Source organism: Telluria sp. B2, assembly GCF_051789535.1.
Lineage (GTDB): Bacteria > Pseudomonadota > Gammaproteobacteria > Burkholderiales > Burkholderiaceae_D > Telluria.
In genome coordinates this window covers 3,651,893-3,667,358 of sequence record NZ_CP196525.1, presented here as the reverse complement: position 1 = coordinate 3,667,358, position 15,466 = coordinate 3,651,893, and the positions used below count along the sequence as shown (strand labels likewise).

The 15,466-nt window shown below is 65.5% G+C and carries 13 protein-coding genes, 4 tRNA genes and 1 pseudogene; 6 read left to right on the top strand and 12 right to left on the bottom strand.

The window, feature by feature from the left end:
- Window positions 1-14: 14 nt before the first annotated feature.
- The 4 genes from ACSUZJ_RS16285 to ACSUZJ_RS16270 all read right to left on the bottom strand — a co-directional run bounded on the left by ACSUZJ_RS16285 (window position 15) and on the right by ACSUZJ_RS16270 (window position 695).
- Window positions 15-99, bottom strand: a tRNA-Leu gene (locus ACSUZJ_RS16285).
- Between the two features lie 114 nt (window positions 100-213).
- A tRNA-Leu gene (locus ACSUZJ_RS16280) sits at window positions 214-298 on the bottom strand.
- Window positions 299-416: 118 nt separating this feature from the next.
- A tRNA-Leu gene (locus ACSUZJ_RS16275) sits at window positions 417-501 on the bottom strand.
- 109 nt (window positions 502-610) lie between these two features.
- Window positions 611-695, bottom strand: a tRNA-Leu gene (locus tag ACSUZJ_RS16270).
- Between the two features lie 266 nt (window positions 696-961).
- On the opposite strand from ACSUZJ_RS16270, the pseudogene rnr reads away from it, so the two are divergent.
- From rnr to ACSUZJ_RS16250, 4 genes and pseudogenes are all read left to right on the top strand, one after another.
- Window positions 962-3,499 (top strand): annotated as a pseudogene (rnr, locus tag ACSUZJ_RS16265) (ribonuclease R); the annotation flags it as partial.
- Between the two features lie 794 nt (window positions 3,500-4,293).
- Window positions 4,294-5,034 (top strand): 23S rRNA (guanosine(2251)-2'-O)-methyltransferase RlmB, encoded by a 741-nt coding sequence (gene rlmB / locus ACSUZJ_RS16260; protein ID WP_499409891.1) that lies wholly within the window; start codon window positions 4,294-4,296, stop codon window positions 5,032-5,034.
- A 358-nt stretch (window positions 5,035-5,392) separates the two neighbouring features.
- A complete protein-coding gene (gene cysE, locus ACSUZJ_RS16255; RefSeq protein ID WP_499409890.1) occupies window positions 5,393-6,130 on the top strand; it encodes a serine O-acetyltransferase in 738 nt (245 codons plus the stop codon).
- Window positions 6,131-6,137: 7 nt separating this feature from the next.
- Window positions 6,138-6,818, top strand: a complete 681-nt coding sequence (locus ACSUZJ_RS16250; protein ID WP_499409888.1) for a YceH family protein — start codon at window positions 6,138-6,140, stop codon at window positions 6,816-6,818.
- 95 nt (window positions 6,819-6,913) lie between these two features.
- On the opposite strand, the gene ACSUZJ_RS16245 is transcribed toward ACSUZJ_RS16250, so the two are convergent.
- From ACSUZJ_RS16245 to ACSUZJ_RS16210, 8 genes are all read right to left on the bottom strand, one after another.
- Window positions 6,914-7,735, bottom strand: coding sequence for an alpha/beta fold hydrolase (locus ACSUZJ_RS16245; RefSeq protein ID WP_499409887.1), 822 nt, complete (start codon window positions 7,733-7,735; stop codon window positions 6,914-6,916).
- Window positions 7,736-7,812: 77 nt separating this feature from the next.
- Window positions 7,813-8,604, bottom strand: a complete 792-nt coding sequence (locus ACSUZJ_RS16240) for a hypothetical protein (RefSeq protein ID WP_499409886.1) — start codon at window positions 8,602-8,604, stop codon at window positions 7,813-7,815.
- Between the two features lie 2 nt (window positions 8,605-8,606).
- The gene (locus tag ACSUZJ_RS16235; RefSeq protein ID WP_499409885.1) at window positions 8,607-9,602 is read right to left on the bottom strand and encodes a hypothetical protein; all 996 of its coding nucleotides are present in this window, start codon (window positions 9,600-9,602) and stop codon (window positions 8,607-8,609) included.
- Window positions 9,599-10,456 (bottom strand): ABC transporter ATP-binding protein, encoded by an 858-nt coding sequence (locus ACSUZJ_RS16230; RefSeq protein ID WP_499409883.1) that lies wholly within the window; start codon window positions 10,454-10,456, stop codon window positions 9,599-9,601. Before ACSUZJ_RS16230 ends, ACSUZJ_RS16235 begins: the two co-directional genes overlap by 4 nt.
- Window positions 10,453-10,821, bottom strand: a complete 369-nt coding sequence (locus tag ACSUZJ_RS16225) for a GntR family transcriptional regulator (RefSeq protein ID WP_499409881.1) — start codon at window positions 10,819-10,821, stop codon at window positions 10,453-10,455. Before ACSUZJ_RS16225 ends, ACSUZJ_RS16230 begins: the two co-directional genes overlap by 4 nt.
- A 281-nt stretch (window positions 10,822-11,102) precedes the next feature.
- A complete protein-coding gene (locus ACSUZJ_RS16220; protein WP_499409879.1) occupies window positions 11,103-11,870 on the bottom strand; it encodes a UDP-2,3-diacylglucosamine diphosphatase in 768 nt (255 codons plus the stop codon).
- A 50-nt stretch (window positions 11,871-11,920) separates the two neighbouring features.
- A complete protein-coding gene (locus tag ACSUZJ_RS16215) occupies window positions 11,921-12,415 on the bottom strand; it encodes a peptidylprolyl isomerase (RefSeq protein WP_499409877.1) in 495 nt (164 codons plus the stop codon).
- Window positions 12,416-12,466: 51 nt separating this feature from the next.
- The gene (locus ACSUZJ_RS16210; protein WP_499409875.1) at window positions 12,467-13,087 is read right to left on the bottom strand and encodes a peptidylprolyl isomerase; all 621 of its coding nucleotides are present in this window, start codon (window positions 13,085-13,087) and stop codon (window positions 12,467-12,469) included.
- Window positions 13,088-13,347: 260 nt separating this feature from the next.
- Here ACSUZJ_RS16210 and cysS point away from each other — a divergent pair, with 260 nt between their 5' ends.
- Window positions 13,348-14,742 carry a cysteine--tRNA ligase gene (gene cysS / locus ACSUZJ_RS16205; RefSeq protein ID WP_499409873.1) on the top strand — a complete coding sequence of 465 codons (1,395 nt, stop codon included), beginning with the start codon at window positions 13,348-13,350 and terminating at the stop codon, window positions 14,740-14,742.
- Entirely contained in the window at window positions 14,742-15,422 is a 681-nt protein-coding gene (locus tag ACSUZJ_RS16200; RefSeq protein ID WP_499409871.1) for a DNA-3-methyladenine glycosylase family protein, read from the top strand. The genes cysS and ACSUZJ_RS16200 overlap by 1 nt, the downstream gene beginning before the upstream one ends.
- Window positions 15,423-15,466: the final 44 nt, after the last annotated feature.

Genomic DNA, 15,466 nt, shown 5'->3' with positions numbered 1-15,466 from the left:
CGCCAGAAAACCTTTGGTGCCCACGGAGGGACTCGAACCCCCACACCTCGCGGCACATGGACCTGAACCATGCGCGTCTACCAATTCCGCCACGTGGGCACTGCTAGTGCTGCTGATACTACGGTACTGCACTTGCCAACAAATTGCTGGCAATGAGTCGTTCGCTCGGGAGCAAACGCTACGGTACTACTGCGGATAACACTTCCGGTAGAGTGGTGCCCACGGAGGGACTCGAACCCCCACACCTCGCGGCACATGGACCTGAACCATGCGCGTCTACCAATTCCGCCACGTGGGCACTGATGCTGCTTTTACTGCTTTTACTGCAAACATTAATCATGCTTCCAGCGTGGGCACGGGGCGCCCACCCTACGATCAATGGTACTGCTTACTCTTGCGGATCACTGCCGGTAGAGTGGTGCCCACGGAGGGACTCGAACCCCCACACCTCGCGGCACATGGACCTGAACCATGCGCGTCTACCAATTCCGCCACGTGGGCACTGATGCTGCTTTTACTGCAAACATTAATCATGCTTCCAGCGTGGGCACGGGGCGCCCACCCTACGATCAATGGTACTGCTTACTCTTGCGGATCACTTCCGGTAGAGTGGTGCCCACGGAGGGACTCGAACCCCCACACCTCGCGGCACATGGACCTGAACCATGCGCGTCTACCAATTCCGCCACGTGGGCACTGTTACTGCGTTTGCTGCTGAAGCTGATACAATATCAGGCTTTGTCGTTTTTCGCTAGATCAACTTTCGTTGTTCACGCGGCGAAGCTGCCTGTACTGCACCCGCTTTTCCTCCGCTTCACATGCTGTCGTTGCGAAAGAGCCGAGATTATAGCGGAAGGATGGCAAAAGTCAAAAACCTCCTGCAGGGACTGCAACCGGGCTTTTTCGCCCCCCGCCACCCGACCGCCGGACCGCGTTTCATGGAGCACGCTTCGTTAGGCGAATCCTGCGGTCCTCCGTTACACTACGCCTGTCAAGGTGTCAATCCAACCACGGTGCCGGCCGGTCCGGCGCATATATAGAAGAAATTCAAGAAAACGATTTGAAGCAACCTACTCATACCATTCCCAGCCGCGAAGAAATTCTCGGTGTTTTCCGCGACGCCGGCACGCCGCTCGACGCAGCCGCCCTGGCGCGCTCTCTCAAAGTGAAGCCCGCCGCCCAGGAAGTCCTGGGCCGCCGCCTGAACGCAATGGAACGCGACGGCCAGATCCGCGCCGGTCGCGACGGTGCCTATTCCCTGGCGGATGAATCCGGCTTCGTGGCCGGCCGTATCAGCGCCCACCGCGACGGCTACGGTTTCGTGATTCCCGAGGAGCCAGGCCCGGACCTGTTCCTGAACGATAAGGAAATGCAGAAGGTGCTGCATGGCGACCGCGTACGCGCCCGCGTTACCGGCCTCGATCGCCGCGGTCGTCCGGAAGGCACGATCGTCGAAGTCGTCGAGCGCGCCAATACCCACGTCATCGGCCGCCTGCTGAATGAAGGCGGCGTCTGGATCGTCTCGCCCGAGGACAAGCGCATCAGCCAGGACATCCTGGTGGCCGGCTCGCCAGGCAAGGCGCGTGCGGGGCAGGTCGTCAGCGTCGAACTGATCGAGCAGCCCGCGCGTTTCCAGCAGCCGACCGGCCGCATCGTCGAGGTGCTCGGCGAACTGGACGACCCGGGCATGGAAATCGAGATCGCGGTACGCAAGTTCGGCGTGCCGCACGTGTTCTCCGCCGCGGCGCTGAAGCAGGCCAACAGGCTTCCCAACGAAGTGGTCGATGCCGACCTGGCCAACCGCGTCGACCTGCGCGACGTGCCGCTGGTAACGATCGACGGCGAAGATGCGCGCGACTTCGACGACGCGGTTTACTGCGAACCGGTAAAGATCGGCCGCACCAGGGGCTTCCGCCTGCTGGTGGCGATCGCCGACGTCAGCCATTACGTGAAACCCAACGATGCGCTCGACGCCGACGCCATCGAACGCAGCACCTCGGTGTATTTCCCGCGCCGTGTGATCCCCATGCTGCCCGAGAAGCTCTCGAACGGCCTGTGCTCGCTGAACCCGGCCGTGGACCGCCTCTGCCTGGTGTGCGACATGGTCGTAACAAGCAAGGGCGAAGTCACCGCCTACCAGTTCTACCCGGCCGTGATGCATTCGGCCGCACGCCTGACCTATAACCAGGTAGCCGAAGTGCTGGCCGACCCGCAAGGCGAGGAAGCCGCGCGCCGTCCGGCCGTCGTGCCGCACCTGCTGAACCTGAACGCGGTATTCCATGCGCTGCTGGGCGCGCGCCAGGAACGCGGTGCGATCGACTTCGAGACCACCGAGACCTACATCGTCTGCAACGCGATGGGCAAGATCGAGAAGATCATCCCGCGCACCCGCAACGATGCGCACCGCCTGATCGAGGAATGCATGCTGGCCGCGAACGTGTGCGCCGCCGACCTCCTGATCCGCCACAAGCACCCGGGCACCTTCCGCATCCACGCCGTGCCGACCGAGGAAAAGCTGAACCAGCTGCGCACCTTCCTCAAGCAGACCGGCCTGAACCTGGGCGGCGGCAACAAGCCGACCGCGGCCGACTATGCAGCCCTGATGCGCGAGATCAAGGATCGCCCGGACGCGTCCCTGCTGCAGACCATGCTGCTGCGCTCGATGCAGCAGGCCGTCTACAGCCCGGACAACGTCGGCCACTTCGGCCTGGCCTACGAGGCGTATGCCCACTTCACCAGCCCGATCCGCCGCTATCCCGACCTGCTGACCCATCGCGCCATCAAGGCCATCCTGCAGGGCAAGCGCTACGAACCGAAGGGCATCGACGTGTCGAAGCTGAACACGACGGTCTCGAACGCCGCGCGCAAGCAGGCCGCCAAGGACAAGGCGGAAGGCAAGGCCAAGGACGAAAAGGACCTGACGATCTGGGACGCCCTGGGTGTCCACTGCTCGGCCAACGAGCGCCGCGCCGACGAAGCCTCGCGCGACGTCGAAGCCTGGCTCAAGTGCTACTACATGCAGGACAAGCTGGGCGAGGCCTTCACCGGCACCGTGGCCGGCGTGACCACCTTCGGCATTTTTGTGCAACTCGACGAGCTGTATGTCGAGGGCCTGGTCCACGTCACCGAACTGGGCCAGGATTACTTCCAGTACGACGAAGCGCGCCACCAGCTGCGCGGCGAACGCACCGGCAAGACCTTCGGCCTGACCGACCGCGTGGTCGTGCAGGTGGCCAAGGTCGACCTCGAGTCGCGCAAGATCGACCTGGTGCTGGCCGAGGGCCAGGACGCGGTCGAGACGCCCGCGCAGAACGAAGGCAAGGGCGGCGAAGAAGGCAAGGGTGGACGCAAGCGCGACGCCGTGCCGGGCCAGGCGAACGGCCAGGCTTCGCGCCTGCAGTTCGACGACATCCTGGAAGCCAAGCCGTCCGGCAAATCCAAGCGTTCGCGCCGCGCCCGCAAGGAAGCGGCCGAGCTGGCGCGCCAGCAGGCCAAGCTGCTGCGTGCCGAGGCGCCGCAAGCGGAGCAGGCCGGCGAGCCGGAAAGCGAGGCCGTGACGCCGGGCGCCGGCGCCAAGCCGAAGCGCTCGCGCAACGCCCGCAGGAAGGCGGCCGCCGAACTGGCGCGCCAGGCTGCGCGCAAGCAGGCCGACGAGGAAGCGCAGGCCGGCCAGGCCGAGGTGCTCCAGGCGCAGCAGCCGGCACCGGTGCAAGCCGAGGCTCCTGCACCAGGCAAGCCGGCGCGCAAGCGCAAGGCCGCTGCCCAGGCGCCGGTCGAGCCGGTCCAAGCCGAGCGCGAGATTGCCGCTCCGGCCGCGCCGCCGGTGCAAGCCGAGGCGCCGGCCCCTGCCAAGCCGGCACGCAAGCGCAAGTCCGCCGTCCAGGCGCCGGCCGAAGCGGTCGAAGCTGCCGCGCCAGCAGCGCCGCAGCCGGTGGAAACGCCGGCCGAGGCGCCCGTGGCCGAAACGCCGAAGCGCAAGCGTGCAGCCAAGTCCGTGCAAGCGCAAGCGCCGGCCGCGCAAACCGAGACCGCCGCCGAAGCGGCGCCGGCTGCGGCTCCCGCAGCCAAGCGCGCACGCCGCAGCAAGGCGGCCGAGCCGGCAACAGCCGAAGCACCGGCAGCAGCCGAAGCACCGGCGGCCGCCGAGGCGCCGGCCAAGCCACGCCGCACCCGCGCCGCGAAAGCCGCGGTGGCGGAACCAGAGAGCGCCGCCGCCCAGAGCGGCGCCGAGAAGCCGGCCGCCAAGGCCGGCAGTACCGCATCCAAAACGAGTTCCAGGAAAAGAAGTAAAGAATGAAGAACAAAATGATTTTCGGTTTCCACGCGGTGACCTCGCGGCTGCGCCACGAGGCCCAATCGGTGGAAGAGATCTTTGTCGACGCCGAGCGCAACGACGCCCGCATGAAGGCCCTGATCGCCAGCGCCAAGGACGCTGGCGTGCGCGTCATGCCGGTCGAAGCAAGCCGTCTTGACAAGATCGTCGGCACCCGCCGCCACCAGGGCGTGATCGCCTTCGCCAGCCAGCTGGCGCTGGCGCGCAACCTGGACGAACTGCTCGACGCCATCGAAGGTGCGCCGCTGCTGCTCATCCTCGACGGCATCACCGACCCGCACAACCTGGGCGCCTGCCTGCGCGTGGCCGACGGCGTCGGCGCGCATGCGGTCATCGTGCCGAAGGACCGGGCGGTCGGCCTGAACGCCACCGCCGCCAAGGTCGCCAGCGGCGCGGCCGAGACCGTGCCTTACATCACCGTCACCAACCTGGCGCGCACCATGCGCGAGCTGAAGGAACGCGGCATCTGGCTGATCGGCACCTCGGACGACGCCGACAAGGGCCTGTACGAAGCCGACTTCACCGGCCCGGTCGCGCTGGTGATGGGTTCCGAAGGCGAGGGCATGCGCCGCCTGACCCGTGAAACCTGCGACCTGCTGGTGTCCATCCCCATGTTCGGCTCGGTCGAGAGCCTGAACGTCTCGGTTGCCTCGGGCGTCTGCCTGTACGAAGCGCGCCGCCAGCGCGGGGTGCAGGGTTAAAGAAGTTTCAGGAGCGCTTGCAAGCGTTCCCGGGGCTGTTGCCTGCCGGGTTAACGGTGTGTTTGATCCGCGTGGGCACAGGGTGCCCACCCTACAGGATGCGTTACGGACTGCCGGTCGCAAGCACCGAACCCCGGCGCATTACCGGATCTTCCCTACCGCTAGTCCGAGGCCTCATCCGTAGGGTGGGCACCCGTGCCCACGCGGATTCAACGCACCAGTAGCAGCGCAGGCAACAGCCCCACGTGCACTTGCGCACCGCGCGCACGCTCCGCAACACCCTCCAAAATTGACCCCCTCCCAAGCAGCCGGCCGCCGGATAAGCTACCATTGCCGCTGTTTCGCTTCTGTACTGATTATGTTTTCCTCGTTGCGCGAAGATATCAAGAGCATCATCGAACGCGACCCGGCCGCCCGTAACGGCTGGGAAGTGCTCACGTGCTATCCCGGCCTGCATGCCATCGTCCTCCACCGCTGGGCGCATGCCTGCTGGCGCATGAACCTGAAGTGGCTCGGCCGCTTCATTTCCCACATCGCGCGCATCCTCACCGGCATCGAGATCCACCCCGGCGCCACCATCGGCCGCCGGGTCTTCATCGACCACGGCTTCGGCGTCGTGATCGGCGAGACCGCCGTGATCGGCGACGACTGCACCATCTACCAGGGCGTGACCCTGGGCGGCACGACCCTCGTGGCCGGCACCAAGCGCCACCCGACACTCGAGCGCGGCGTGATCGTCGGCGCCGGCGCCCAGGTGCTGGGCGCCTTCACGGTCGGCGAGTTCGCCAAGGTCGGGTCGAACGCGGTCGTGGTCAAGCCGGTTCCCGCCGGCGCCACCGCGGTCGGCAACCCGGCCCACATCATGCGCAAGGAGGACCAGTCGCGCAGCGCGCGCATGTTCGCCGCCTATGGCGTCACGCCGAACGGCGACGACCCGCTCTCGAAAGCCCTGCGCGGCCTGATCGACCACGTCGCGCGCCAGGACGAGCAGATCGAATGCCTGACCGCGACCATCAAGGCGGCAGGCATTGCCTGTCCGAACGTGCGCGAGGGTGATAAACTCGACCAGGCCGAACTGAACCGGCTGGTCGACTGAGGAAACCATGACTGATGAAGCAAAGGACGGGACCGATCCCGTACTGGACCCATTCGAGCTCCGCGTCCTCGCGGTGCTCGCCGAAAAAGAAGCGCTCACGCCCGATAACTACCCGATGTCGCTGAATGCGATCGTCACCGGCTGCAACCAGCTCTCCAGCCGCGATCCGGTGATGCAACTGTCCGACGACACCGTCCACGACACCCTGCAGCGCCTGATCGAGCGGCGCCTGGTCAACGGCATCACCCAGGCCGGCGCGCGCGTCACCAAGTACGAGCACCGCATGCGCATCAAGTGGACGCTCGAGCAGGACAAGCTGGCCGTGCTCACCGTCCTGATGCTGCGCGGCCTGCAGACCGCCGGCGAGATCCGCACCCGCACCGGCCGCCTGCACGAGTTCAAGAGCGTGGCCGAGGTCGAGGCGGTGCTGCAGTTCCTGATCGACAAATACCCGCCCATCGTCGCCCGCCTCGAACGCGCGCCCGGCACCAAGGAGCCGCGCTACGGCCAACTGCTCGGCGGTGAGATTTCCGTGTCGCGCGAGGACTCCGCCTTCGGCGCCGCCGCAGGCCCGGCGGCCGCCCCGGGCAGCTGCATCGGCCAGCTGGAAGCCGAGGTCGCCGCACTGCGCGCCGAGGTCGCCGACCTCAGGGCGCAGTTCGAGGCCTTCCGCCAGCAGTTCCAGTAAGGCGCAGCGCAACCAGGTTCAACCTGGCTGGGCTCAGCGCCGCGTCTGCGCCGCGGCCTTGTCGGCCGCGGCAATCACCTGCCTGACGGCTGCAATCACCAGTTCGGGTTCCTCGAGCTGGATGTTGTGGCCGCTCTTGCCGTCAACACTTGCGAGCCGGCGCTGAACTGGCGCACGAAATCCGCATGCAGCCCCTGTTTGATGGCGACCGCTTCAGGCGTCTCCAGGAAGAATTCCGGTTTCTCCGCCCCTTGCATCGAGGTCAGCACGACGGTCGGCACGTCCGGCAGCTTGCCGGCGAATGGAAGCCTGCCGCTGTCGAGCACCGGCTGCAGCAGTGCCAGTTCGGGCTGGAATTTCGCCGGCACGATGGCGGCGAAGGCGCGCTCGTCCGCCGCCGCCCGCCCGGCGTCGAGCTGGCGCAGCGCGGGATTGAAGCGCTCGTCGCCCGGGTCGACCAGCACCATGCCGGCGACCTGGCCCGGGTGCCGGGCGGCGAAGGAACGCACCAGCAGGGCGCCGTACGAGTGGCCGACCAGGATGAAGGGCGGGGCGAGCTTGCCCGCGGCGACCAGTTGCTCGAGTTCGTTCGTGTTTTGCGCGATGGTGCGCGGTTCCGGGCGCGCTTCGGACCTGCCGTGGCCGGCGCGCGAATAGGCGACCACGCGCGCCGTTCCGGCCAGCTCGGGCGCCACCTTGCGCCAGGCGCTCAGGCCCATGCCGAAGCCGGATTCGAAGATGATGGTGTAGCGCCCGCTGCCGGCGCTGGCCGTCTCGACCAGCCAGGGCTTGGTGCCGATGGCGGTCAGTTCGGCCGCCATGGGGGCAGGAGCGGGGGCTGGCGCCGGACTTTGCGCCTGGACGGCGGAGCAGGCCAGGGCCAGCGCCGGAAGAAGCGTGCGGACGATGCGTTTCATGATGGCTCCGATAGCGTGAAAAACGCGGGTGGTGGCCGGCCCTGCAAGGTCGGCCTGCAAGCCCGGGGTGGCCGGGCTCAGGGCGCGGTGGCAGGGGGCGTCGGGGCAGCCGCGGCGACCGGCGGCGCGCCGAATTCCAGCTCCACCAGCGCATCGTCGCTCCAGGAAGCGTCGCTCAGGACGACCTCGAAGCTGGTCTTCTTCGTCTCCAGCTTCTGGCTGCGTTCGCCTTCGCGCAAGGTTGCGGCGATGAGCGGCGCTTCGGCGTCGAAACCCCACTTCGGCGGCTCCTCGAGCGTGAAGCCGCACCAGTCGCGGGTGCGCAGCAGGCCGTTGATGGCCAATACCCAGACCAGCGAGATTTCTTCCTTCGCGATCCCCACCATCACCCGGCATTCCAGGCGCAAGTCTCCAAGGCGCCGCACGTTGGCGGCCAGTCCCGGGGTGCGCACCTCCGGCTCGATGCGGTAGAGCTTGCGCTTCTGGTTCAGCGCCAGCTCGCCATCGGCGTCGAGCGCTGCCTCGCTGCGCGGCACGGTAAAGCGGTTGGCGGCGTCGAGGGCGAGCGGCAGGACGAAGTCGCCGTCGCCCTCGATGCGCACACGCGGCTGCTGGGGCAGGCCGGCGCCACCGAGCGCCCTGATCCGGAAGCGCAGTTCGGGCACGTTCGGCGCCAGCGCATGGTGCCTGTCGAAGCTGTCCAGACCGGCGAGGATGGCCTTGTACTTGTGCACCTCCGGCTTGCGGATGCCGTGCACTTCGATGGTGTCCGGCTCGTCGACTCCCGGCACCGCCGCGGCAGGGCCGCAGGCGAGCAGGGCGCCGAAGGCGCAGGCCAGGGTGAGGGCGAACAGCGGCGCGCGGCGCATGTTCAGCCCTCGTCGCGCCAGCGGCGCAGGCGGATCGCAACGGCGATCATGGCGGCGCCGGCAGCGACGCCGACCCACAGTTCCGGCCGCGCCAGGCTGCCCCAGGAGGCGCCGAGCACCGACAGCATGTCCACGCCGTGCTGGGCGCGCAGCGGCAGGGCGGTGCCGCCGTCCATGAACCAGGCGCCGGGGACCAGGCCGAGCAGCAGGGTTTCGAGCACGTTGTTGATGATCCAGTCGGCGTTGATGGTGGCGCCGTACAGGGCCAGCAGGTAGTCCATCCACTTCAGCAGCACGGCGGCGATCAGCGGCAGGCCGACGGCCCACAGGAAGACCTTCGATTTTGCCCAGCTCGACACCAGCAGCAGCCAGCCGGCGGTCGGCAGCGCCCACAGGATGTAGACCGGAATCATGGCCAACAGGTAGACCGGCGACAGGTACAGGTTCACGTTGCTGAGCAGGGGCCCGTACAGGTCGAGTCCCTGGTGGCTGGCGGCCACGCCGCCCAGCATCAGGATCAGGAAGGCGGCGGCGCTGGCGATGCCGATCGTGATCGCCGGCGCCAGCACCAGGGCGGTCACCAGTTTCGACAGCACGGTCGTGGTGTCGGAGATCGGCAGCGACTTCCAGAACAGGATGCTGCGGTCGCGCCGGTCATCGTAGAGCGCGCCCAGGCAGTAGAAGAAGGCGACGATGGGCAGCACGATGAAGATCGGTGCGCCGGTGGCGATGTAGTTATTGGCGGCCACGTTGGCGATCTCGCTGCGGGTGTGGTGGTCCGCCAGCGTGGCGATCTTCGAGCTGCTGGCGTGGTGCACCTCTTCGCCGCCGACCCGGATGGTGACGCTGTCGCCGTCGAGCTTGCCGGTCGAGATGCCGTAGCCGATCATGCCCCCCACCAGCACCACCATGATCACGGCCGCGATCAGCGGCGCCCAGACAAAGCCGCCCTTGTGCTCCCAGAATTCGCGGCGCAGCAGCCATTTCATCGTATTCATGCGTAGGTTCCTTTCATCGTTGCCACGAACAGGTCGGCCACGCTCGGATTGCGCGTTTCGCCGAGGGCGGACAGTTGGGCGCGCGAGACGCCGTCGAACAGCATCACGGACTTGCCGAACACGGTGCGCTGGTCGATCGGCTGCAGCGCATTCGCGGCGTTGACCTTTTCGGCGGGCACCATCACTTCGATGTAGCGTTCGCCCACTTCGTCCATCGAGGCGGCCAGCACGATGCGGCCGTCGCGGATGAACATCAGGTCGGTCAGGATGTGCTCGACTTCTTCGACCTGGTGGGTGGTGATGACGATGGTCTTGTTCTCGTCAAAATAGTCTTCCAGCAGGTTCTGGTAGAACTGCTTGCGGTAGATGATGTCCAGGCCCAGGGTCGGCTCGTCGAGCACGAGCAGCTTGGCGTCGATCGCCATGACCAGGGCCAGGTGCAGCTGCACGATCATGCCCTTGGACATCTCCTTGACCTTCATCGCCGGCTTGAGTTTGGTATTGGCAATGTAGCGCTCGGCGCGGGCGCGGTCGAAGCGCGGGTGGATGCCGGCCACGAAGTCGACGGCGTCGCGCACCCGCAGCCAGCGCGGCAGGATCGCCACGTCGGCGATGAAGCACACGTCCTGCATCAGGGCATCGCGCTGGGTGCGCGGATCGAAGCCCATCACGGTGAGCTCGCCCTCGAAGGGGATCAGGCCGAGCGCCGCCTTCAGCGTGGTGGTCTTGCCCGAACCGTTGGGGCCGATCAGGCCGACGATGCGTCCGGCCGGAATGTCGAAGTCGATGCCGTCGATCGCCGTCTGCTTGCCGTAGCGCTTGCTCAGGCCGCGGGCCGAGATCACGGCGCTCATGCTGCACCTCCCGGCTCGGCGGTGCGCAGCAGTTGCTCGACGTCCAGGCCCAGCAGGCGGATGCGCTCCACCATCGCCGGCCATTCCTCGCTCAGGAAGCGTTCCCGTTCGCTTGCAAGCAGCTTCTCGCTTGCTCCTTCAGTGACGTACATGCCAATTCCCCTTCTTTTTTCTACTAGGTTTTCGTCGACCAGTTCCTGGTACGCCTTGGAAACGGTGATCGGGTTCAGTTGGTACTCGGAAGCTACCTGTCGTACCGAAGGCAGGGGATCCCCTGCCTTCAGTACGCCGTCGAGCATCATGCCGATCACGCGGTCCTTGAGCTGGCGATAAATCGGTGCATTGTCGTTCCAGCCGATATTCATGCTCGGCCTCCCTGTCGTTCCGGCCCTGGCACATGATCCTGCATGTCTGGCTCCCCTGTTGAATGAATGCGTTGGTGTTGTAGTGAAGTATGACACCAGCATCCCTGGCAACCACGGGAATGCGACGAGCTGCAAAAAAGCGGGCCTGGACGGTCAAAACGGCGCGCCGGGCTGGACCCTGCACGGCGTCAGGCCGCGCACGGTTCAAGGGCGCATGATAGAGGATTTTGCTTGGCGGAAAACTAACGAAATATTGCGCAGTGCAATATTTTTAGAGGAAGTCAGGCGCTGGCGTCGGCGTTGGCGTCGAGATCGCAGCGCAGGAGGGCGCCGTCCTCGGCGAGCGCGATCCAGCCGCCGCGCGGCGGTTCCTGGTCGAGTTCCCAGTCGGGCAGTACGTAGCGCAGGCGCGCGCCGTGCCGGTGCAGGGCGGGGCGGTGGGTGTGGCCGTGGATCAGGATATCGGCGCCGGTGGCGTCGAACACCGCCTCGATGGCGTCTGGCGTGACGTCCATGGTCTCGTAGGACTTGGTGGTGTGGGCTTCGCGGCTGCCTTCGCGCAGGCCGGCGATGATCGCCTTGCGCTTCTCCAGGGGCATGGCGAGGAATTGCTGTTGCCAGGCCTGGGAGCGCACCATGGCCCGGAATTCCATGTACTTCGTGTCGAGCGTGCATTCGGCGTCGCCGTGCACGAGGGCGATGCGCCGCCCGCCGATGTCGACGACATGCGGCTCGGCCAGCAGGGTCAGCCCCGCGGCCTCGGCAAACCCCTGGCCGACCAGGAAGTCGCGGTTGCCGGCCATCCAGAACAGTTCGACACCGTCATCGCTGAGCGCGCGCAGGGCGTTCACCACGCGGACGTGGAAGGGGGTGTCGAGGTCGTCGTCGCCGGCCCAGTATTCGAAGATATCGCCGAGCAGGTAGAGCTGGCGGGTGCGTGCGGCATGCGCTTCCAGGAAGCGGAAGAAAGCCTCGGCGGTGCGTGGGTGGGATTCCTGCAGGTGCAGGTCGGAAATAAAAAGCGCGAGCGTGCGCGCGGGAGTGGCCATCGTCGTGCTGAGCTTTGTGATCCCGCGCGCCTTTCTGTTCAACTACCGGATTACTGGATGACTTCGACTTTTTCGATGATCACCGGCTCGACAGGCACGTCCGAGTGCATGCCCGAGCGCGAGGTGCGCACGCCGTTGATTTCGTCGACGATCTCGGTGCCCGAGGTGACCTTGCCGAACACGGCATAGCCCCAGCCGTCCTGGCCCGGGTAGTTCAGGAAGTCGTTGTTCTTGGTGTTGATGAAGAACTGGGCCGATGCCGAGTGCGGCGCCGAGGTACGGGCCATGGCGATGGTGTACTTGTCGTTCTTCAGGCCGTTCTTGGCTTCGTTCTCGACGGTGGCGTCGGTGGCTTTCTGTTTCATGCCCGGTTCGAAGCCGCCGCCCTGGATCATGAAGTCCTTGATCACGCGGTGGAAGATCGTGTTGGTGAAGTGACCCTTGTTCACGTAGTCCAGGAAGTTGGCAACGGTCTTCGGCGCCTTCTCAGCGTCCAGCTCGACGGTGATGTTGCCCTTGTTGGTGGTCATGAGTACGGAGGTCATGTGATGTCCTATCTTGTTGTGAATTCGGTTGGGATGCGAAATGTGCAACCGCTATTTTACAAGCTTATCGCCGGAGAGGATGGTGGCGTTCTGGATCACGACCGGGACCACGGGCACGTTCTGCATGCCGCGCATGTCGTCGACGACCACGTTCTTGATCTTGTCGACCGTCTCGAAGCCCTTCACGACGCGCCCGAACACGGTGTAGCCGTGGCCGTCCTGGCCCGGATAGTCGAGGCCGGCGTTGTCGTTGGTGTTGATGAAGAACTGCGAGGTGGCCGAGTTCGGGTTGTCGGTGCGCGCCATCGCCACCGTGTAGGGCTTGTTCGACAGGCCGTTCCTTGATTCACTCGGGATGGGCTTCCTCACGCCCGGCTTGTCGACGAGCTTCTCGGTGTAGCCGCCGGCCTGGATCATGAAGTCGCTGATCACGCGGTGGAATACCGTGCCCTTGTAAAAGCCGGATTTTACGTATTGCAGGAAGTTGGCCGTGCTCTTCGGCGCCTTTTCCTGGTCGAGTTCGAGGACGATCTCGCCCATCGTGGTCTTCAGTGCGACCTGCGGATTGTCGGCAGCCAACGCGGCGCCGGAAATCGTCAGGGCGGCAGTGGTAACGGCAACGGCGGCCAGGCGCGCCAGCGATGGGGCAGGGAATCGTGCGAATAGGGTCATGGAGGCGTCTCCTCGGTGGACGTGGCGCAATGCCGTGTCAAGTCTTTTACAGAAAAATAAACCTGAGCCGTAGGCGGCCAGTCGGGATTTTATCAATGCTATACTCTGCGCAGAACGTCCCATTCTATCAAGAAGAACAACAACGAGGGTCTTGACGGTCTCGACGCAAAGCACCACTTCCCGGCGCGCGCCTCCTTGGCAACCGTGCCCGGCATTTGCATTGCTCGGGCGTCCCGTCCCCTCTCGAATCATCACCACCAATGAGCCAATTAAAGATCTATAACACGCTGGCGCGCGAAAAACAGGTATTCGTTCCGATGGAGGCCGGCAAGGTCGGCATGTATGTCTGCGGCATGACCGTCTACGACTACTGCCACGTCGGGCACGCGCGCATGATGATGGCGTTCGACGTCATCTATCGCTGGCTCATGGCTTCCGGTTACGACGTCAAGTACGTACGCAACATCACGGACATCGACGACAAGATCATCAAGCGCGCGGTCGAGAACGGCGAAACGCTGTCCTCGCTGGTCACGCGTTTCACCAAATACATGGACGAGGACACGCAGGCGCTCGGCATCCTGCCCCCTGGCGTCGTCCCGCGCGCCACCGAATACGTGCCGCAGATGCTCTCGATCATCGAGAAGCTCGAGGAAAAAGGCCTGGCCTACAAGAGCGAGGACGGAGACGTGAATTATGCGGTGCGCGGCTTCGAAGGCTACGGCAAGCTGTCCGGCAAGTCGCTCGACGACCTGCGCGCCGGCGAGCGCGTCGACGTCAATACCGGCAAGCGCGATCCGCTCGACTTCGTGCTGTGGAAGGCCGCCAAGGAGTCCGAACCCGCCGAGGCCAAATGGGACTCGAAATGGGGCCGCGGCCGCCCGGGCTGGCACATCGAGTGCTCGGCCATGTCCTGCGCCACGCTCGGCGAACGCTTCGACATCCACGGTGGCGGCCAGGACCTGCAGTTCCCCCACCACGAGAACGAGATCGCCCAGAGCGAAGGCGCTTTCGGCGGCACCATGGTCAACTACTGGATCCACAACGGCTTCGTGCGTGTCGACAATGAGAAGATGTCCAAATCGCTGGGCAACTTCTTCACCATCCGCGACGTGCTCAAGAAATACGACGCCGAAGTGGTGCGCTTCTTCATCCTGCGCGCCCACTACCGCAGCCCGCTGAACTACTCGGACGTGCACATCGACGACGCCAAGGGCGCGCTGACGCGCCTGTACACGGCGCTGGCTGATTTCGATCTCGGCGGCGAAGCCGTGGAAGTCGACTGGAACGAGGAGCACGCCGTGCGCTTCCGCGAAGCGATGGACGACGACTTCAACACGCCGCTGGCCGTGGCCGAACTGTTCGACCTGGCAAGCGAAGCGAACCGGACCAAATCGAGCGCGACCGCGCGCCAGCTGAAGGCCCTGGCCGGCGTGCTGGGCCTGCTCGAGCGTGCGCCACAGGACTTCCTGCAGGCAGGCGCAGGCGAGGGCGGTCTGGACGAGGGCCGCATCGCCGGCCTGATCGAAGAGCGCGCCGCCGCCAAGAAGGCGCGCAACTTTGCCGAGGCGGACCGTATTCGCACCGAACTGACTGCTGCCGGGATCATTCTCGAAGACAAGCCAGACGGAACGACGAACTGGCGTCGCGCATAATGGCAGCGGAACAGGACAAGAGCGGCTTTGACGCGCCGGAACTCGAGGTTCCGGCATATTGGGCAGAGGCAAAAGCGGAACTGATGCGGCGCGACCGCATCATGAAGCGCCTCATCCCGCAGTTCGGCGACATGCACCTGAAGGGTCACCCCGACCCTTTCACCACCCTGGCGCGCTCGATCGTCGGCCAGCAGGTCACGCCCAAGGCCGCCGATGCGGCCTGGGCCAAGCTCAGCCAGGCCTGTCCGAAGATGACGCCGAGCCAGGTCATCAAGCTGGGCGCCGAGGGGATCGGCGCCTGCGGCTTGTCCAAGCGGAAAACCGAATACATCCTGGACCTGGCCGACCACTTCAAGGCCAAGCGTGTCCACACCAACCTGTGGTCGCAGATGGACGACGAGGCGGTGATTGCCGAGCTGGTGCGGATCCGCGGCATCAGCCGCTGGACAGCCGAGATGTTTTTGATATTTAATCTGCTCCGGCCGAACGTCCTGCCCCTGGACGACGCCGGCCTGATCCAGGGCATCAGCCAGAATTATTTCTCCGGCGAGCCGGTTTCGCGCAGCGATGCGCGCGAAGTCGCGGCGAACTGGGAGCCGTGGCGCACGGTTGCCACCTGGTACCTGTGGCGCAGTCTCGACCCCGTCAGCGGGGCCGATGCCGCGTCCGATACGGTTTAAGGTACGGTAGAATAGCGCCGAAAAGTAGCACCCAAGGCCGCCGG